This window comes from Pseudoalteromonas sp. SK18 (genome assembly GCF_001974855.1).
Lineage (GTDB): Bacteria > Pseudomonadota > Gammaproteobacteria > Enterobacterales > Alteromonadaceae > Pseudoalteromonas.
In genome coordinates this window covers 125,880-144,997 of record NZ_MTQB01000003.1, presented here as the reverse complement: position 1 = coordinate 144,997, position 19,118 = coordinate 125,880, and the positions used below count along the sequence as shown (strand labels likewise).

At 39.8% G+C, this 19,118-nt stretch carries 14 protein-coding genes and 1 pseudogene; 7 read left to right on the top strand and 8 right to left on the bottom strand.

All coding sequences use genetic code 11. The annotated features are described in order from the left end of the window. Positions 1 to 4 precede the first annotated feature (4 nt). The 4 genes and pseudogenes from BW139_RS04115 to ndk form a co-directional block, all read right to left on the bottom strand. Positions 5 to 874 (bottom strand): RodZ domain-containing protein, encoded by an 870-nt coding sequence (locus BW139_RS04115; RefSeq protein ID WP_008111346.1) that lies wholly within the window; start codon positions 872 to 874, stop codon positions 5 to 7. A gap of 316 nt (positions 875 to 1,190) precedes the next feature. Further along, positions 1,191 to 2,138, bottom strand: a pseudogene (gene pilW, locus BW139_RS04110) (type IV pilus biogenesis/stability protein PilW); the annotation flags it as partial. Positions 2,139 to 2,254: 116 nt separating this feature from the next. Then, on the bottom strand, positions 2,255 to 3,385 hold the full coding sequence (locus BW139_RS04105; RefSeq protein ID WP_076918782.1) for a bifunctional tRNA (adenosine(37)-C2)-methyltransferase TrmG/ribosomal RNA large subunit methyltransferase RlmN: 1,131 nt from the start codon (positions 3,383 to 3,385) through the stop codon (positions 2,255 to 2,257). Between the two features lie 183 nt (positions 3,386 to 3,568). Continuing rightward, positions 3,569 to 4,000: a nucleoside-diphosphate kinase gene (ndk, locus tag BW139_RS04100; protein ID WP_008111339.1), complete on the bottom strand. Its 432-nt coding sequence runs from the start codon at positions 3,998 to 4,000 to the stop codon at positions 3,569 to 3,571. 269 nt (positions 4,001 to 4,269) lie between these two features. Here ndk and BW139_RS04095 point away from each other — a divergent pair, with 269 nt between their 5' ends. The 7 genes from BW139_RS04095 (at position 4,270) to BW139_RS04065 (ending at position 13,440) form a co-directional block, all read left to right on the top strand. Then, a complete protein-coding gene (locus BW139_RS04095) occupies positions 4,270 to 5,595 on the top strand; it encodes a PAS domain-containing methyl-accepting chemotaxis protein (RefSeq protein WP_076918781.1) in 1,326 nt (441 codons plus the stop codon). A gap of 148 nt (positions 5,596 to 5,743) precedes the next feature. Next, positions 5,744 to 7,138: a tRNA 5-hydroxyuridine modification protein YegQ gene (gene yegQ, locus BW139_RS04090; RefSeq protein WP_076918780.1), complete on the top strand. Its 1,395-nt coding sequence runs from the start codon at positions 5,744 to 5,746 to the stop codon at positions 7,136 to 7,138. A gap of 3 nt (positions 7,139 to 7,141) precedes the next feature. Then, a complete protein-coding gene (locus BW139_RS04085; protein ID WP_076918779.1) occupies positions 7,142 to 7,402 on the top strand; it encodes a YfhL family 4Fe-4S dicluster ferredoxin in 261 nt (86 codons plus the stop codon). A 260-nt stretch (positions 7,403 to 7,662) separates the two neighbouring features. Further along, positions 7,663 to 8,382: a Sir2 family NAD-dependent protein deacetylase gene (locus tag BW139_RS04080; protein WP_008468642.1), complete on the top strand. Its 720-nt coding sequence runs from the start codon at positions 7,663 to 7,665 to the stop codon at positions 8,380 to 8,382. A 154-nt stretch (positions 8,383 to 8,536) separates the two neighbouring features. After that, positions 8,537 to 9,352 carry a TlpA disulfide reductase family protein gene (locus BW139_RS04075; protein ID WP_076918778.1) on the top strand — a complete coding sequence of 272 codons (816 nt, stop codon included), beginning with the start codon at positions 8,537 to 8,539 and terminating at the stop codon, positions 9,350 to 9,352. Between the two features lie 241 nt (positions 9,353 to 9,593). Next, a complete protein-coding gene (locus BW139_RS04070) occupies positions 9,594 to 12,521 on the top strand; it encodes a TonB-dependent receptor (RefSeq protein ID WP_076918777.1) in 2,928 nt (975 codons plus the stop codon). A gap of 121 nt (positions 12,522 to 12,642) precedes the next feature. Further along, the gene (locus BW139_RS04065; protein WP_008468649.1) at positions 12,643 to 13,440 is read left to right on the top strand and encodes a response regulator; all 798 of its coding nucleotides are present in this window, start codon (positions 12,643 to 12,645) and stop codon (positions 13,438 to 13,440) included. Positions 13,441 to 13,466: 26 nt separating this feature from the next. On the opposite strand, the gene BW139_RS04060 is transcribed toward BW139_RS04065, so the two are convergent. The 4 genes from BW139_RS04060 to astB all read right to left on the bottom strand — a co-directional run bounded on the left by BW139_RS04060 (position 13,467) and on the right by astB (position 18,939). Continuing rightward, positions 13,467 to 15,554, bottom strand: a complete 2,088-nt coding sequence (locus tag BW139_RS04060; protein WP_076918776.1) for a bifunctional diguanylate cyclase/phosphodiesterase — start codon at positions 15,552 to 15,554, stop codon at positions 13,467 to 13,469. Between the two features lie 179 nt (positions 15,555 to 15,733). Then, positions 15,734 to 16,411: an SDR family oxidoreductase gene (locus tag BW139_RS04055; RefSeq protein ID WP_008468653.1), complete on the bottom strand. Its 678-nt coding sequence runs from the start codon at positions 16,409 to 16,411 to the stop codon at positions 15,734 to 15,736. Between the two features lie 55 nt (positions 16,412 to 16,466). After that, positions 16,467 to 17,465, bottom strand: coding sequence for a DUF4382 domain-containing protein (locus BW139_RS04050; RefSeq protein ID WP_076918775.1), 999 nt, complete (start codon positions 17,463 to 17,465; stop codon positions 16,467 to 16,469). Positions 17,466 to 17,592: 127 nt separating this feature from the next. Then, positions 17,593 to 18,939, bottom strand: a complete 1,347-nt coding sequence (astB, locus tag BW139_RS04045; protein WP_076918774.1) for an N-succinylarginine dihydrolase — start codon at positions 18,937 to 18,939, stop codon at positions 17,593 to 17,595. Positions 18,940 to 19,118: the final 179 nt, after the last annotated feature.

The following is a 19,118-nucleotide window of genomic DNA, read 5'->3' as shown; positions in this document are numbered from 1 at the left end:
GCGACTACTCTGCTAAGGGTAATTTAAATTTAGCTAAACGGTTTTTAGGAAAAGCCGAAATATCAACTGGCTCACCATTTAGGGTAATACTTACAACATCATGCTTGCCTAAAACCACTGAAAAAGGCGCTACACCAGTTAAGGTCATTTCGTAGCCTGCTTTTTTTACACCAAATGCAATTTTTTCATCGTTGGCATCGTGAATTTCTACCCAGCTCTCGTCATTAAACATCATAAAAATAGTGCTTAAATCAGTGTTTGTTGGCTCGCTCGGGCTTTGTGCGTCGTTTAGGGGAGCAGCCTGAATAGTTTGTTGCTCATTTTGTAATGCTGAATTTGTTTGTTGCGCAGGCTCAACATCATCTAATTGCACTTCATCAGCCGCTTCAGCAAGTCGTTTTGTATTTTCTTGTTGCTGAGTAATAAATGAATTATTAGCATTAATAGTGTTAGTTTGTTCATCAATAGGCGTTGCATTTTGCCACCACCATACAGCTGATGAGCCAATAACAATGGCTAGTATTAAATAGCTTACCGTCATCAGTCGACTGTCATGCGCTTCTTTTTCTGTACGTCTTGAAAAGCTTTGCATATCTACTGGCTTATCTGATGTGCTAAAAGCAGGCAGCATGGCTAAAATAGCGGTGCTATCAATGTTTAGTGTGCGACAGTAATTTTTTATATAGCCTTTAACAAATGTTTTTGCGCCCAGTAAATGATATTCATCGTTTTCAATATGCTGAACTTGTGATTCAGTTAATTTTAATAACGAGGCAATCTTAGCAAGGCTAATATTTGCATTTTCTCTATGTGTTTTTAGTATTTGACCTACAGAGGGTTCATCGCTCTGCGGTTGTGTATTATCTTCATTCATAATGTGTATCAGTTTGGATCCACTAGTAAAAGTTTATGTTTTAGCTTAACAACAAGAGTAAGACTGCGTTTTTATTTTTAGTTAATTCTTGTTGCTAAGGCGCATTAAAAAAGGTACTACATGCAATACTATAATAACTTTGTGGCGTTTAGCTAAAGCTTATCTGTTTTTAAGTGCTTTAATACACCTTATCCGTAGCAGTTTAGCATTTTATCACACTGAAATGCTAAATTGCTTTACCCTAAAACACGCATTTACGCGTCACCCTTTACGCTATATTTTTGTTTACAGTTAAAGGGGGTTAATCATCTTGCGTATTTGTTTTAGTTTGCTCAATTGACGCTTCGCTATTTGAAGCCTGCACGGGGCTCTTTTTACGAATAACCTTTATTTTTGGCTCAGCAATAATTTGATTGGATTGACTGCCTTCTTGCAATTCATCTAGCTGTGCTTGGCGGTATTTTTCACGCAGTACTTCAAATTCTGTTTGTCTTAACTGGTTATCGCGAATGGCGTTAGCTTGCATACTACTCGGGTAAGTTTGTAGTAAAGTTGCCGCAATTTTTTCTGCTTCTTCAATTCTGCCCATACGCTGTTTAACTAAATAACCAAGCAACAAGGCGCGAGAAGAAACTTGTGCGGTGTCGTCATAACGTTTTATTAAGTTACTGGCTTTGTACAAGTCACTTTTTGCATAATATAAAGCGGCTAAACTTATTAATGTAGATGCGCGTTGTGAGCTATGGTTTAGCGCCTGCTGAAAATAGCTTTCGGCGTTAGTGAAATCATTAAACTCAATGGCACATAGGGCTAAATTTTCATAGCTTTGTGCTACACGAATATAACTGGGTATTTCAATCGCTTTTAAAAATTGATCGGTGGCGCGATCATACTCATTAATGCTGCACAAAAACGTGCCATAGTTATTCAAGGTGTTAGGATCGTTTGGCTTAATAGCCAGTGCTTTTTGATAGGCTTTGTCGGCCAATCCATTTTCGCCAACTTGTTGATAATAGTATGCTAAAGAGTAGTGTACTTCGGGTAAGTTAGGGGCGTACTCATTGGCACGTTCTAGGTTGTATTTTGCTTGAGAGTTATTACCTGTACTTAAATACTGTAACGCCAACGCAATGCGCGTGCGAGCAGCACCATCGTTATTAATTTTATTTTCGAGAACGGGTTTATCGCTGCCGTTGTAACTATTTTCAGTAACACAACCGCTCAAAAACAGTGTTGATAGTGCTAACGTAAGTAAAGATCGCATTACTTTGTCTCTTTATTTATATCCATAACCCCTATCTTACCTCAAAGCCTTTGTGTTGCATCATTTATTTAAAAATAAACGACATATCACAAAGACTTCTGATTACTCAGCAAATATTAAGCTTGATGAATGTTCACTGCAATCGCGTTTTCATCGCGCATTTTCTTTTTAGCCATACGCTTAGTACGGTCTACAACATCGCCAGCTAACTGACCACATGCAGCATCAATGTCATCCCCGCGAGTACGACGAACAATACAGGTAATACCCGCAGCTTGTAATACTTTAGAGAAACGGTCGATTCGACTGTTACTTGAACGGGTATATTCATTACCTGGGAATGGGTTAAACGGAATAAGGTTTACCTTAGAGGGTGTTCCTTTTAGCGTTTTAACAAGTTCATGAGCCTGATCGGTGCTATCGTTAACGCCGTTAAGCATTACATATTCAATTGTCACGTCTTTATTGGCTTTTGAACCATCAATGTAACGACGACAGGCCGCTAAAAATTCTTCAATTGGGTATTTTTTATTGATCGGTACTAAAATATCACGCAGGGCGTTATCTGGCGCATGCAGTGAAATTGCCAGCGCTACGTCTATTTTTTCTTTCAATAAATCAAGGGCAGGTACCACACCTGAGGTACTTAATGTGACGCGGCGCTTAGATAAACCAAAGCCCCAGTCGTCCATCATCAGCTCCATCGCTGGGACTACGTTTTTAACATTAAGGAGCGGCTCGCCCATACCCATCATCACAACGTTAGTGACAGGGCGCTTTTCGCTGTTGCCATCAAGGCCAATATCTTTGGCTACACGCCATACTTGGCCGATAATCTCAGATACTTTTAAGTTACGGTTAAAGCCTTGTTGTGCCGTTGAGCAAAAAGTACATTCCAGTGCACAGCCCACTTGAGATGATACACATAACGTAGCGCGATCTTTTTCTGGGATCCACACGGCTTCAACTTCTTGGCCGCCTTCTAGTACTAGTGCATATTTAATAGTACCGTCGCTGGCTTGCTGGCGAACTGAAATTTCGGGTGCAACAATTTCGCACTCATTTTTAAGCTTTTCTTTGAGTTTTTTGTTTACGTTGCTCATTTCGTCGAAATTATCTAGGCCAAAATGATAAATCCATTTCATCACCTGATCGCCACGAAATGGCTTTTCACCGAATGATACGAATAGTTCTCGCATTGCATCTCGGTTTAAATCTAATAAATTAATCTTTTTTTGCTCGGTCATGTAACAACCTCAATCGGTGGCGGTGATGGTAAAAATTTACAAGGGAGAATTGTACACAATTCACCCACTATAATCATTAAGTAAAACATCATAAATAAACGGTTAATACTTTACGTAATGACTAAAAAAGGGCTCGAAAGCCCTTTTCATACTTTGCATCACAGGGTTAGCTGTGAACTCGAATTAACGAGTACGTGGGCAAAGTTCTTCGTCAGCGAAGAAGTACGCAATTTCGCGAGCAGCAGATTCAACAGCGTCAGAACCGTGAACCGCATTTTCGTCGATGCTATCAGCGTAGTCTGCACGTAAAGTGCCAGCTAGTGCTTCAGCAGGGTTAGTAGCACCCATGATTTCACGGTTTTTAAGAACAGCGTTTTCGCCTTCAAGAACGGTAACCATTACTGGACCAGATGTCATGAAAGATACTAAAGCACCAAAGAAAGGACGTTCGCTGTGTTCAGCGTAGAAACCTTCAGCTTTCTCTTGTGAAAGGTGAACCATTTTAGCTGCAACGATTTTAAGACCCGCAGTTTCGAAACGGTTGTAGATTGCGCCGATGTGGTTTTTAGCAACTGCATCAGGTTTTACGATTGAAAAAGTACGCTCTAAAGCCATCTTTGTGCTCCAATAATTTAAATAAAAGGTTGAATATTAACGGGCGCGAATTATACGCGTTTTAGTCGAAAAAACCTAATTTATTCTACTTTGCTGGCCTTTTTAATTTATCAAGCCTCTATTTATGAACCAAAAACGATATTTTTACGTTCATTTACTTTTATAAACTTGCGCTATACTCTGATTTACATCGTTTAAAGTCTCATTTTTCATAAATGCGTATAAACCCCGAAAGCATGTTGCAAGCATGCAAACACTAAGGTAACAATATGTTTTTTAACCAATCTTTAAAAAATCAAATCGCTGATTTACAAAGTAAGCTTTCTGTAAGGGAGCAGGTTAAACAAAGTTTAGACAGTGAAATGCTGGTATTAGAGCTTGATAAGCAAGGTGCTATTTTAAGACAAAATAAAAACTTTGAACGAGAGTTTAACTACTCAAATAACCAAATAATTAATAAAAATATTTTAGACTTCATTGCTGAAAATGCTAGAAATAACGCCGATTTCCATGCTTTTAAAAAAGCGATAAGTAAAGCTCAGCATTATGCGGGCGCTATTCAAGTATCCCATCAAAACGGCCAACGAGATTGGTTACGCTGCATTTTACACCCAATAAAAAATGATCAAGGTCAGCTTGAGTATTTGACTATGCACTGCACTGTGCTGACACAAATAATTGAAAGCTCAAGAGAGAATGAAGATTTAATAAAAGCATTGCACCGCTCTACGGCGGTGATTGAATTTGACACCCAAGGTATGGTGCTGCGTGTTAACGACAACTTCTTAAAAAGTATGGGCTATTCAAAGCAAGAAGTAATAGGTAAGCACCATGGAATGTTTTGTGATGAGCAAGAAGCCAGCAGTAAAGAATATCAAGCATTTTGGCAACGATTGCGTAATGGCGAGTTTATTGCGAGCAGATTTAAGCGAATTGATAAACACGGTCATTCAGTATGGTTAGAAGCGTCGTATAATCCGATTTTTAATGAAGCTAATGAGCTTTACAAAGTAGTTAAATTTGCCACGGTGATCACAGACCAAGTAGAAAGAGAGCTGGCTATAGAGCAAGCAGCGAGTATTGCCCATGGAACCTCTATCGAAACCGATAATAACGCGGATAAAGGCGCAGAGGTGGTACAAAAAACAGTTCAAGTTATGAATGAGTTGTCGGTGCAAATGGAGCAAGCGGGTAAAGAAATTTCAGCATTAGATAAACAATCGCAACTTATTGCCAGTATAGTGCAAAGTATCAGCAGCATTGCAGATCAAACGAATTTGCTAGCACTCAATGCTGCCATTGAAGCTGCAAGAGCAGGTGAGCAAGGCCGAGGTTTTGCTGTAGTTGCTGATGAGGTGCGTTTACTTGCTTCAAGAACCAGTAAAGCGACTGAAGAGATTGTGGATGTTGTACAGCAAAACCAAAATTTAACCCAATCAACGGTGGCTGCTATAGAGCAGGGCAAACACAAAGCTCAACAAGGATTAGATCTTTCTAATGAGTCGGGCCATGTGATGAATGACATTAAAAAAGGCGCACAACAAGTTGTTGATGCGGTTAGCCAATTTTCTAATCAATTAAGTAGTAAAAAATAACTTAAATTTGCTGCTCTTCATTTTTAGCACAGAAGAGAAATTTTGATGATCTTGATCAAAGTTTCTCTTTTGACCACTCATTATACTTGCGCGCTTTAATACTTATTCATGCAACCGGCTTGAACCCGGTTCGATGTATGGAGCGCACATGTCAGCTGTTACTTCCTCAACCCCGTTTACTCCTGAACTACTTTGCCCTGCTGGTAGCTTAAAAAACATGCATTATGCCTTTGCCTATGGGGCAGACGCTGTGTATGCCGGCCAACCTCGTTACAGTTTAAGGGTTCGCAATAATGAATTTGATTTAGATACTTTACAAATAGGGATTAACGAAGCACATGCGCTAAATAAAAAGTTTTATGTGGTGTCGAATATTGCGCCGCATAACGCAAAAGTTAAGTCGTATTTACGAGATATAGAACCGGTAATTGCTATGAAGCCGGATGCATTGATCATGTCTGATCCGGGTTTAATTATGTTAGTGCGTGAAAAATGGCCTGATATGCCAATTCACCTTTCAGTACAAGCTAATGCAGTAAACTATGCCAGTGTATTGTTCTGGGCAAAGCAAGGTATTGAGCGGGTAATTTTATCTCGTGAGCTATCGCTTGAAGAAATAAATGAAATACGCACACTGTGCCCTGAAACCGAGCTAGAAGTATTCGTTCATGGCGCACTGTGTATGGCCTATTCAGGGCGCTGTTTACTCTCAGGTTATATTAATAAACGCGATCCTAACCAAGGGACGTGCACCAATGCGTGTCGTTGGGAGTACGATGTTAAACCCGGTACTGAGAATGAAACCGGTGAAATGGTACATAAAATTGACCTTAAAACGGTTATACCTACGTTAGGTGAAGGCGCACCAAGCAACGATGTTTTTATGCTTGAAGAGCAAGGTCGCCCGGGTGAATATATGCCTGCATTTGAAGACGAGCATGGTACTTATATCATGAACTCAAAAGACTTACGCGCCGTGCAATACGTAGAGCAACTAACAAAAATGGGGGTGCACAGCCTTAAAATAGAAGGGCGCACTAAGTCATTTTATTATGTAGCCCGTACCGCACAAGTATACCGTAAAGCAATTGACGATGCCGTTGCAGGTAAACCATTTGATGCAGACTTATTTAAAACCCTTGAGAACTTATCACACCGTGGTTACACCGAAGGTTTTTTAAAGCGCCATGCTCATCAAGATTATCAAAATTATGAATATGGTCACTCTGTATCAACTCAGCAGCAATTTGTAGGTGAGGTATTAGGGCGTAATGCTAATGGTTTGGTTGAAATAGATGTAAAAAATAAGTTTTGTGTCGGCCATTCATTAGAGCTAATGACGCCGAAAGGCAATATTAGCTTTACCCTAGAAAGTATGGAAAATAAAAAAGGCGAAAGCATTACCGATGCCAAAGGTTCAGGCCACATTGTAAAAATTCCACTGCCTGACACTATCGATTTAGAGCACGCCATACTGATGCGCAATTTGGATGAAAACCAAGATACCCGCAATCCGTTTAAAAAAGCCGTGGTTAGTGGTTAAATCATGGCTTTACTCATAAATAGTAAATGCATTAACTGTGATATGTGCGATCCAGAGTGCCCAAATGAAGCAATTTATATGGGCGCTAAAATTTACCAAATCGACCCAACAAAATGTACTGAATGCGTAGGCCACTACGACAAGCCGACCTGCGTCAGTGTATGCCCCATTGACTGCATAAAGCCCGATCCTAATCATCGAGAAAGTGTGGACGAATTAGCTGAAAAGTATGTGAGATTGATGGGGGAGTTACTTAATAAGTAGATTACCCATATTTTTTTAGAAAGCTAAATACATTGTAACAAATTAGTTTTTGTTGATTGTTGCTATAGTTCCCAACGTATCAGTAATTAAAAAGGCTGTAGCGTAATTGAATTAAATTAACAATGTAAAGAGCTTCTTTGTTATCTGTTTTTTATTTTCAGCGAAATGTTCATGGCTTAATAGTTAAAGAGTAAAAGTCTTAAATATTCAGTTTTATAAAGTATTATAGGTTTATAAAACTGAATATAAGGGATGGCTTTATGAATACGTTATACATTACTGGGGCGGGTGTGAGTGCTGCTAGCGGTATTCCTACTTTTCGTGGTGAAGATGGTTTTTGGACCATTGGTAGTAAAAATTATACGCCTATGGAAATGGCCACTCGCGCAATGTATGAAAATAATCCAAGTGAGTTTTTAGCTTGGTATTATCATCGCTTCGCAACTTATCGTCATCATGGTCCTAATGAAGTGCATAGTTGGCTAAGCGACAAAAACCTAATAACTCAAAATATTGATGGGCTAGATGGTAAGGCGGGTAATAAAAATTACATTGCAATTCATGGTCGGCTTGATCAAATGACCGTGTTTCATCATCAAGGTGATGACGTTACACCACAAGCTACGTTATGGAATAATGTAGATGAGAGTAACTTACATCGCTCTTTACTGGAGCTATTCAATATTGAAAATAACCAGCCTAAGCTTAATTATTCTTTAAAGCCCTTTGTGCTGTTATTTGATGAATATTACACCGAGCTATACCGCATTACTGAGGCGCAGCAGCGAATAATAAATGCCGATAAAATGGTATTTATGGGTACTTCGTTTAGTGTAAACATTACCCAGATGGCACTAGAGATTGCACGTAATTATGCTATTCCAATTGAAATTGTTGATCCTGAACCTACTCATGTATTGCACTCAAATGTAAGTTATAAAAAAATGACTGCATTGGAGTACATACAGCAACAATGTTAACTAGGTAAATAGCTTTTGTATTGCTGCTGGTATACATAACCTATTATGCGTTATTAATAATCAGTACAGTTTACACTATGTTATTGTTGGCGTTTAATTCATGCTGGTACCCGTTATTTTAGGTACTTAAATTCATTATAAGAAGACGGTAGCAATGTTAAGTATTTCTCTTGGGCCTTTAGTTATTTCCATTTCTCAGTTAATTATTTTTTTAGGGTTAGGCATTTTTTGGGGGCTTACCTATTTATTAACGCGCCAACATCCATTACAAAAAGCGATTTTAGATACGGTTTTTAAAGCAGTTGTAGTGGGCTTTTTAGCCTCGCGTTTAGCGTTTGTGTTTACTATGTGGGATGCTTATCAAGGTAATTGGTGGCAGCTTTTTAATATTAGCGACGGTGGCTTTATTGGTTACTATGGTTGGCTCAGCGGCATAGTGGTTTTAGCATTTTATGCGCGTGGTAAAAAAGCGGTAATGAAAAACTACGCTATTGCTGGGTTTGTAGGTTTTTGTTCAATGATTATTCCTAATTTTGCGCTGTCTATTTACCAAACGGGTGTGCAATTACCGCAATCGGTTGTGCATAATATGCAAGGCCAGCAAGTTAACTTACAAAACTTTAAAGGTAAGCCGGTGGTGATTAACTTTTGGGCGTCGTGGTGTCCGCCGTGTCGAAAAGAAATGCCGGTGCTACAAGCGGCTCAAAAAAATAATCCAAATATTACGGTGGCGTTTGTCAATCAAGGTGAAGACTTACACACGGTAAAAGCGTTCCTTAATGAACAGCAACTCGACCTAAACCATGTGTTTTTTGACCAAAGCAGTAATGTGAGTCGCGAATCAGGTGCTGCGGGCTTACCAACCACTTTGTTTTATAATAGCCAAGGTGAGTTAGTCACCAGTCATATGGGAGAACTTTCTCATGCGAGTTTAGGTTATTATATTCAGGCTATTAGTGATAAAAAATAATAGTGTTTGTTGTTTGATCTAGTTACTCCTTCCTAAGCAGCTAAATAGTTATTTTGCTGCTTAACTTCTTGTTTATATTTGAATTGACTATTTATTGACAAGGTATTCAGTTACTCATCAGTTTGCATTAACAAGCTATTAAGCTTGGTTATGTAAAATACAGCTACTTTTTTCGTACCATCTTTAGCTAGTACGATCATCTTTAAGTATTAACTGTATTTTAAATGGAACTGTTAAAACTATGACCGCTCATCGGAAAACCAACGCTTCACATCACTCACTCCCACTTTTTATTAAATCAACCCTGTGTATGTCTATTTTGTCTGTGATTAATCATGCATATGCGGATGAAGCAGCAGATAAAGCATTAAAAAGTAAAGATATGGAAGTAATTGAGGTACGCGGTATCCGTTCCAGTATGGCAGCTAATTTAGATATAAAACGTTTGTCTAGCTCTGTGGTTGATGCGATTACAGCGGAAGATATTGGTAAGTTTCCTGATAAAAACGTCGCAGACTCATTACAACGCGTACCAGGGGTAGTGATTGACCGTGACGGAGGCGAGGGCTCATCGGTAAGTATTAGAGGGTTATCATCTGAACTCACCTTTTCTCAGTTAAATGGTAATTTTATTGCGTCATCACCAGGCGAGCCATCTCGTTCGTTTGATTATGCATTACTCCCCTCAGCCATGATTGAAAGCGTGGAAGTGTATAAATCACCAGAGGCACGTTTAGATGAAGGTGGAGTGGGCGGCACGGTATTAATGCATAGTCGTAAGCCGCTAAGTATGGATGCAAACTCAGGGGTGATTAATATTGAAAGCACTTATGCCGATGTGACTGAAGAATCTGAGCCGCAAGTAACCGCACTTTATTCTTGGAAGAACGATGCTGATACTTTTGGTGTGTTGTTTGGTTACACCTCACAAAAACGCACTAACCGAACTCTTTCGGGTGGCACCGATGCAAATGTGTGGCGCTTTATTGGTGAAAACCCGGTTGATGTTAATGGCGCACCGGTTGAAAATAATAATCAGTGGGGTTCAATAAGCGATGCTCGGGGCAATAACTATGACAATGTCTGGTTCCCTCAAGTGGTTCGAGGTTCAATTGTAAACGAATTACGTGAGCGAGAAGGGGTACAATTTAGCACGCAGTGGCGCCCAACTAGCCGAGTAGAAATTGGTTTTAACTATTTTGGATTTTCACTTGATAAAAATAGAACTGAGTCGGTGATTGATATACCTGAGTGGTCTTTAAATCCTGACTTTTTAACCGATGTAAGTTTGGATGAGTCAGGCACGATAGTTAATGGAATGCAATTTGATGCAGCTGCAAGTGGCATAGAAAATGATATGCAATTGCCGTGGATGCGAGGCAGCTATGTGCGTGAAGAGTCAACCTCTGACACTTTTGATCTCAACTTAACCTACGAAGGTGATTACTTCAAAGCCCGTTTTGTGGCGGGTAATACACGTTCTGAAGGTGGCCCGAAAGAGAGTTGGGAAGCAGCCTATAAAAGTTCTAACGCGGGTGAAAATGAAAACCGCATAGAAAATGCCGCGCAAACAGCGGGTTGGAAAATTAATGAGAACGATATTAGTTTAAATATAGATCCAAATACGTTAGCTAACTTACTCAATGGTGTGGGTGGTGGGCGCGATCCGGGTTCGTCAAATTCAAGCTTTGTGCGAAGTGAACTTGAAGAAGATTACTACCAAGCTGACTTTGATATTTATACCGATTGGGGCATCTTAAGAACAATTAAAACTGGGCTTAAGTACCGAGAAGCCACGCTTCACCGTGAAACGGGGAATACCTTCTTTTTAGATCCTAATTTTGATATTGCCGCAGCAGAAGCCAGTGAGGGTGGGATCACTCGTTTTGACAGCTACCAGTGGAACAATGGCATGCCACTAGCACAAGATGTGTTTATCAACGAAGCTAACATTGCTGGTGGTTTTAATATAAACCAAATGCCAGGCATTGATTGGGATAAATACCGCGATATTGTGACCAGTAATTATGTGCCGTATACGCGCAAAGAAGATAACTTCATTTATGATATAGAAGAACAAATAGCGGCATTTTATCTACAAGGTGATTTTGAATTTGATAGCGTGCGCGGTAATTTAGGGGTACGGGTTGTGCGCACGAAAACCATGACATCATCAACCGACCTATATACTTATTTATTGGATCATACCAATGATGACACCGGCGAGTCGGTAACGGGAGATGATAGATTTGTTGAAGACTATCAACTCATTACTCAAGAGAATACCGATACCCAAATTTTACCTAGCTTTAATATTGCATGGGATATAAGTGATGATGTAGTGGTGCGAGGCGCGGTTGCTAAAGTGATGTCTCGCCCTGATTATGCAGATTTAGGCGCACAACAACGCATTACCTTTGTCTCAGATGAGTGGGCCGACGACAGAGCTGAATTTAATGAAATTCCGGGTTTTAGTGGTAGCGGGGGTAATAAAAACTTAAAACCATTTGAGTCAATACAAGCTGACTTATCGATTGAGTATTACTATAGCGAAGGTTCTGCCATTGGTTTAGCACTATTTCATAAAACTGTTGATAACTTCGTCGTGCCTTTGGTGATTGATTCACAGCAAAACTTTGCCGGCAAAGAGGGCATAGTTGATGCGGGAAATATTACAGTATCGCCATATAGCACCGTAGGCAATGGCACTGATGCCGTATCTAAAGGGGCGGAAGTATTTATACAGCATGCCTTTGATAGTGGCTTTGGCTTTTATGCAAATTACACCTATAACAAAACCAATAAGGCCGATGTAGAAGTAGATGGTAAAGAGTTTGGTAAATCGCCTTTAATTGGCAGTGCTAAGTACCAGTACAATACCTCGATATATTATGAGGGAGATGCTTTTAATATTCGTGCTTCTTACAACAAGCGGGGTGAAACCGTGTTGGGTTTAAATAGTGGTTTAAACGTGTATCAAGACCCATACGAGCAAGTTGATGTAAATGCATCAATTACTTTATTAGAGGACTTGAGCCTGACAGCCGCGGTGATTAATTTAACTAAATCTGAGTCGGTAAAGCGCCTAGGTAATGACACAGAGTCTCGGCTATTAAACTCAAGCTATTCAGGCAGACGTTATTATGCGGGGATAAACTATCGTTTTTAAGCTGAGTTTGTTGAGTTTGGGTAAACAAGTTGTTTTGTTGCTGTTTTAGCTTTTTCTTATAAGTTATTGCTTTATAATGAAGGTTATAAAAAATTATATAAAGACTAATAACAGGATTGAAATGAGTGATTTAACGGCAATAGCTAACTTATCTATTTTATTAGTTGAGCCTTCTGAAGTGCAACAAAAGCTAATAAAAAAATCACTGGCTCAGTGTGGGGTTACACAAATTGAAACGGCCAGTACTCAAGAAAGCGCGCTGGCTGCTTTATCAAATTTCCACCCAGATTTAGTGATCAGTAGTATGTATTTTAGTGACGGTACTGCAGATTCTTTATTGCAGGTAATACGCAGTAACAGCAATACTGAGCAGCAGGCGTTTATGCTGGTGTCGAGCGAGCGTAATAAGCGCCATTTAGAGCAACTTAGGCAGTCGGGTGTATTAGCTATTTTACCAAAACCGTTTAGTGCCGACGAGATCACCCGTGCGCTAAAAGCGACTTTGGATATTATTAGCGAGCAAGAGGTGGAGCTAGAGCACTTTGATGTCACTTTACTTCGCGTATTGGTGGTTGATGACAGTCGTTTTGCGCGAAAACATATAATACGAGTGCTAGCGGGGATGGGTATTCCTGAACCTGTAGAGGCAGAAGACGGTAAACAAGCGATTGAAATACTTAATAATCAATCATTTGATTTAATTGTTACAGATTACAATATGCCAGAAATGGATGGTAAAGAACTAACCGAAACGGTAAGGCAGTCGAATGCGTACTCACATATTCCAATACTTATGGTGAGTTCAGAGGCCAACGATACCCATTTAGCAAACATTGCTCAAGCGGGTGTGGACGCAATATGTGACAAACCGTTTGAGCCCGCTACTGTGCGCGATTTACTCTTTAAAATCATGAGCTAAAACATAACTATAAAAGCACTTTTTAACTAAAGTGCTTTTAAGTAACGCAATGAAAAATTGAGCAGCTTGGCGGCCGGCAAGGGCTTACTTAAATAAAATCCTTGAGCAATATCGCAGTTTAGCTCGTTGAGTAAATCTAGCTGCTCTTTGGTTTCTACTCCCTCTGCAACTACTTTTATTTCTAGGCTGTGTGACATCGCTATGGCCGCTTTTACTAAATTACAGTCGGCCTTGTTATCTGTTATCCCTGCAATAAAGCTACGGTCAATTTTTAGCACATCAAAAGGGTATTCTCGTAAGTAACTTAATGATGAATAGCCTGTGCCAAAGTCGTCCATTGACAGTTTTATGCCCAGCTCATCAATTTGCACTAAGGCATCATGAATTGAGGCTTGGCTATTCATTAGTACCCCTTCGGTAATTTCTAATTCTAAACATTCGTTACTAATGGTGTTTTCATTAAGAGCATGAATAATTATATTCACCAGCTCTGGTTCTCTAAACTGACGCGGCGATAAGTTAACAGCCATGGTGTATTGCTGGTTGTTGACAGTTTGCCATTCATTTAAGAAACGTAAAGCTTGATTAATAACAAACACACCAATAGGTGCAATTAAGCCAGTTTGTTCAGCAATAGGAATAAATTCATCAGGGGTAATTTCCCCTAACACAATATTATGCCAACGTAGCAAAGCTTCAGCGCCAATGATAGTGTTTGTTTTTACATCTATTTGCGGTTGGTAATAAAGCTCAAATTCGTTTCGCTCCAGTGCACCATGCATTTGCTCTTCTATTTCAAAACGGCGGCGCATTGCAACGTTCATTTGCGGGGTGAAAAAAGAAGAGGTATTGCGACCCAAAGCTTTAGCTTGATACATAGCCGTATCCGCATTTCGTAATAATACCGACGCAGAGGTGCCATCTTTAGGGGAAATTGCAATACCAATACTTAATGTCAGTATTAAGTCTCTGCCTTCGAGTTTAAAGGGCTTTCTAAATGCTTTAAGTAACCGATCAGCAATTACTAAGGCATCGCTTTCATCATCTAAACTGGATATTAAAACAATAAATTCATCACCACCCAAACGCCCAACCGTGTCATTTTTTTTCAGTGCTTGTTGTAATCTATGTGCCGCTTCAATTAACAATTTGTCGCCGACTTCGTGGCCTAAAGAGTCATTTACCTTTTTAAAATCATCAAGGTCTAAAAAGAATACAGCGGCTTTTACATGATTTTTTTGTACTTCCATTAATATCTGCGATAATCGATCAAGCGATAAAAAGCGATTAGGTAGAGCCGTTAAGCTATCAAAATGTGCCTGACGGCGAATTAGTTCAGCGGAGCGGTGTGGCTCACTAATATCACGAATTATCACCATCATTTGGCTTTTCTTAGCTAATAAACGTACCCTCGCCTCATAATAATTTATGCCCTCAGGCATGTTTAATTCGTATTCAAAGCTGACCATCTTTCCTTGCGTTGTTGCTTTTTCAATATGAAGTTGAAACTTATGAGCTACTTTTTCAGGTAGTACATCAATCATTTTTTTACCAATGAACTGCTTAGGTGAGACATACAGATCGTTGTTATTGTTTGCGTGATAGTCAGCAATAGTGCCATCTTGCTCTAGTACAAAAAATAAGTCAGGAATGGCTTCAAAGATAGTCTTCAACATACTGGCATTAAATGTGGCTTCAGCTTGCGCTTTATGCACCTCAGACAGGTCAACATCAATACAATACATTTGTTTTGTTTCGTATTGATTGGTAAACATAACATGGCTTGAAAATACAGCCACATCATTACCTTCTTTATGTTTGAGGATAAGTTCTGAGGCGGGAATTTCAATATCATGCTTAATCCAATTACTATGGGCTTCAATTACGGGCTCTCGCATTGGTGTGGGTATAATTAAATCTTCGAGTTTTTTGCCAATGGCTTCTTGCTGTGAATACCCATAAAGCAATTCACTGCCTTTATTCCAATAAATTACACGTCGTTGCTCATCATAACCTTGCACTGATATTGAATCGACAGCATCAAAAAGCTGGTGTAACGGGTCATTAGTAACATATTGATGAGTCGGCATATTATTAGTTTTATTGGGAGCCATTAAATGGGTTCCAGTTATTGAATTACTTTCTTTATATAGTAGACATAAAGTTGTGATTTAGCATGGTAAGGGAGGTTTCAATGTGTGACTTTTCATTGATTTAGTCGAAAGTAATTTTAACAAAGCACAATTAAGTACTTTTAAAGCAAAGGCCAATAAATATTGGCCTTTATATTTTATTAGTTGGTGGGCATTAAATAGATTTCGCGCACGCTATTACGCTGATTAGCTTCAATGGCAAATAATACCGCATCGGCCACGTCTTGAGGGTCGAGCTTATCTGGTTTTGCTTCATCAAAAAAAGGCGTGTTCACCATGCCTGGTGCAATAGTGGTACAGCGACCATGCCATGGTTTCATTTCCTCTGCTAAATTTTGACCAAAGCCATGTGCAAACCATTTAGTAGCACCATATATAGAGCCGTCAATGGGTCTTCTTCCTGCTGCAGAGCTGGTTAAAATAAAATGCCCTTGGTTTTCACGTAAGTGAGGCAAAGTGAGTTTTGCGGTCCACAACAACGCTTTAATATTAAGGTCAACCATGGTTGACCACTCATTGGGGTCGCCATTTTCGGTGCCAGGTGATGACACACCCATGCCCGCGTTAGCGAATGCTGCGTCCAATCGCCCAAATTTTTTAATGCCCTTACTTACTACACTCTCAAGCTCGCTAAACTGAGTGGCATCGGCTGAAACGCTAAATGCACTTTCATGGCCTAACTCATCAACTAGTTTATTGAGTTTATCTTCACTGCGCGCAGTTAATATTACTTTGTGACCATTATTAACTAATGTTTTAGCGGTCGCCTCGCCAATACCACTAGATGCACCGGTAATTAAAATTACTTTATGTGTCATAGTTCCTCCAAAAAAAAAGCCCGCAGGTGCGGGCTAGAATTTATAAAGTTGATGCTTACTGAGCAATATCAAATGTCACTTCGGTATCTTCACCGGCTACAACCGCCACCGGCTTAACTTGATATAGGGTAAACGCTTCATCTTGTAGTTCGGCATCATCAATATGCGCGTTACAGGTATAACCTAGCTGATAATCGCCAGGCGTAATAAATGCTAGTTCAAATTCATATTGGCTAGTTTCATTGTTAAGTACAACATTTGCAGTAGCCAATGGTGCGTCTAAAGGGGTTTCACCCTCAGTGACTTCGTAATTATCAAGTGGTTGCTCTACATCACTGTTATACAAGTAAACAGCATGGCCAAATGAACCATCTTCGGCGGCAACCTCAATGTTATCGGTTTCACAATTTGCATAAAGTGATTCGCTTACTGTACCTTCAATATCTTGTGACTCAGCGAGGTTTTCAAGACGAACTCCACGTGGTTTTAATACTATTTCGTTACCGCTTTGTGGCGCAACTAACGATTTTTTAAGATCAAATTCAAGTACAAAAGTGTTGTCCGTTTGATTCAGAGTAAAACCATCAAGTTGAATTTCACCGATCCCGTCATTGCCTTTTCGTTTTACGATTAACGGTGCAGTGCTGTCATCTTCATAAACAACATGCGAAGTTTCGGTTAGGTTGTTTATATCACCATTAATTACATCAGCACGTATCCACGCGTATTCACCTGCAGGTACGTCTTCGCCCTCTAGTAAGGAAAAAATATCATCGCCAGTGTAATCCAATAAGTTAACCATTTCAGCTTCGGTTGAATCGCTGGCTTCACGTGTTTCGAAGCTAAAATCTTCGCCACCTTGTGAACGAAGGGTGATAGAGTCAAAAACTACATTAACCGCTTTTAAGCCTGTTACTGGCGCATCTGAAACTCCTAAACTGAACGTTGATTTTTGCGGATCGGTAGGAGTAATAGGGGAGTCATCATTTGATGAACCACAACCCGTTAATGCTAATAAGACGGCGCTACTAAGTAATGTTGATTTTAAGTTCATGTTAGGTTTCCAAATACTTTAAAGTATCACTCAGTATAGATACAAAAACTTAACCTAAATTGAATTAAAATTATTAATTACAGGAAGAAGATTTAAATACTGTGTATCTTCCCCCTATAAAAAAAGCTTAGGCTTCTAATTGGAAGGGATAAACTGATCCCAAGCTCAGTAATTGTGTTAACTCATCAAGGGCTTGGTAGCTTTCGGTAAGTAAAGCAGGGTCTGCAAAGTCGTTGGCACCAAGCTTATCGCGGTAATGGCGCGTAGCCCAATCACATAATTGAATGTACTTTTGCTCATTTAAAATAATCTCTGGATTTACCGCTGCTAATTCTTGGCTATTAAGCGCCACACGTAAACGCAAACAAGCAGGTCCGCCGCCATTTTGCATACTTTGGCGCAAATCAAAAAATTGCACTTGATTTATGGGGTTATCGGCAATAATTAGCTCTTCAATATACGCTTTTACAGCAGGATTACGCTGGCATTCTTGTGGGGCAACGAGCAACATTGCATCGTCACTAAGGCTAACCAGTTGGCTATTAAATAAATAACTACTGACAGCATCTTGAATACTCACTTTGCTGGTTGGCACTTCAATAATATAAAGCTGTTTGTTACCTACATAGGCTTCGCGGATATCGTCTAATGCTTGCGTTTGATTTAAAAACGCCTGCTGATGGCATAATAAAACATTGGCGTTACCCACCGCGATTACATCATTATGGAATACGCCTTGGTCAATCACATCAGGGTTTTGTTGTAATAGTATTTGGCTGGTATCTTTTATATTGTGCAATCGACAAATGGCTTCAGACGCTTCCAAAGTTTGCCTTGCAGGGAACTTAATGGGTTTAACAAGCTGACTGTTAAAGGCACTTGCACCAAATACAAATAATTCTAAGCCGGTTTCACCATGGCTGTCGCACAGGCGAGTATGGTTTGCTGCGCCTTCATCACCAAAAAAACCTTGCTCAGGCAAATGTGAATGGTGTGCAAAATATTGTTCGTTATTAAACATCGCTTTGAGCAAACGTGTAGTGGTGTTTGGCTCTAAAGAGCGATGAAATTTATTGTTTAGATTAGCCGCAGTAAAGTGTACCTTGCCGTCGTTAGTATCAGGTGAAGGCGATACGGTGGCTGCATTAGCGGTCCACATGGCAGAGGCAGAGTAACAGGCGCGCAATAAAATAGGATCGGCTTTAAAGGCTTTATTAATGACTTGTGCATCGTTGCCAGTAAACCCTAAACGCCGCAATACATTTAAATCTGGACGAGCATGAGGTGCAAATACCCCTTGGGTTAAGCCTTTATCGTGCATGGCTTTCATTTTAGCCAAGCCCTGCAACACAGCTTCTTGCGGATTTGAAAAGCTCGCCGCGTTATTTAACGAGGCAACATTGCCATACGACAAACCTGCGTAGTTGTGAGTAGGGCCGACTAAGCCGTCAAAATTAACTTCTAAAGCATGCATACACGTTCCACTATCCGGTTAAATAGTCTTTTACAATACAACGCTATGACTCAGCTTGCAAAGTCTGTTCAAAAATAGTTCAACGAGAGTACATTCGCTCTTTTTCGCTGGTGGTATGCGTATTTGTTGGTTCGTTTACTTGCCAAACGCTAATATCCAAACGCCACAAAAAATACAAA

Bases quoted from the DNA above. Each gene is read 5' to 3' on its own strand.
- BW139_RS04105 (WP_076918782.1), bottom strand. From the start codon at position 3,385: ATGACCGAGCAAAAAAAGATTAATTTATTAGATTTAAACCGAGATGCA.
- BW139_RS04075 (WP_076918778.1), top strand. From the start codon at position 8,537: ATGTTAAGTATTTCTCTTGGGCCTTTAGTTATTTCCATTTCTCAGTTA.
- BW139_RS04070 (WP_076918777.1), top strand. From the start codon at position 9,594: ATGACCGCTCATCGGAAAACCAACGCTTCACATCACTCACTCCCACTT.
- yegQ (WP_076918780.1), top strand. From the start codon at position 5,744: ATGTCAGCTGTTACTTCCTCAACCCCGTTTACTCCTGAACTACTTTGC.
- BW139_RS04095 (WP_076918781.1), top strand. From the start codon at position 4,270: ATGTTTTTTAACCAATCTTTAAAAAATCAAATCGCTGATTTACAAAGT.
- BW139_RS04065 (WP_008468649.1), top strand. From the start codon at position 12,643: ATGAGTGATTTAACGGCAATAGCTAACTTATCTATTTTATTAGTTGAG.
- BW139_RS04080 (WP_008468642.1), top strand. From the start codon at position 7,663: ATGAATACGTTATACATTACTGGGGCGGGTGTGAGTGCTGCTAGCGGT.
- BW139_RS04115 (WP_008111346.1), bottom strand. From the start codon at position 874: ATGAATGAAGATAATACACAACCGCAGAGCGATGAACCCTCTGTAGGT.
- astB (WP_076918774.1), bottom strand. From the start codon at position 18,939: ATGCATGCTTTAGAAGTTAATTTTGACGGCTTAGTCGGCCCTACTCAC.
- BW139_RS04055 (WP_008468653.1), bottom strand. From the start codon at position 16,411: ATGACACATAAAGTAATTTTAATTACCGGTGCATCTAGTGGTATTGGC.
- BW139_RS04085 (WP_076918779.1), top strand. From the start codon at position 7,142: ATGGCTTTACTCATAAATAGTAAATGCATTAACTGTGATATGTGCGAT.
- BW139_RS04050 (WP_076918775.1), bottom strand. From the start codon at position 17,465: ATGAACTTAAAATCAACATTACTTAGTAGCGCCGTCTTATTAGCATTA.
- BW139_RS04060 (WP_076918776.1), bottom strand. From the start codon at position 15,554: ATGGCTCCCAATAAAACTAATAATATGCCGACTCATCAATATGTTACT.
- ndk (WP_008111339.1), bottom strand. From the start codon at position 4,000: ATGGCTTTAGAGCGTACTTTTTCAATCGTAAAACCTGATGCAGTTGCT.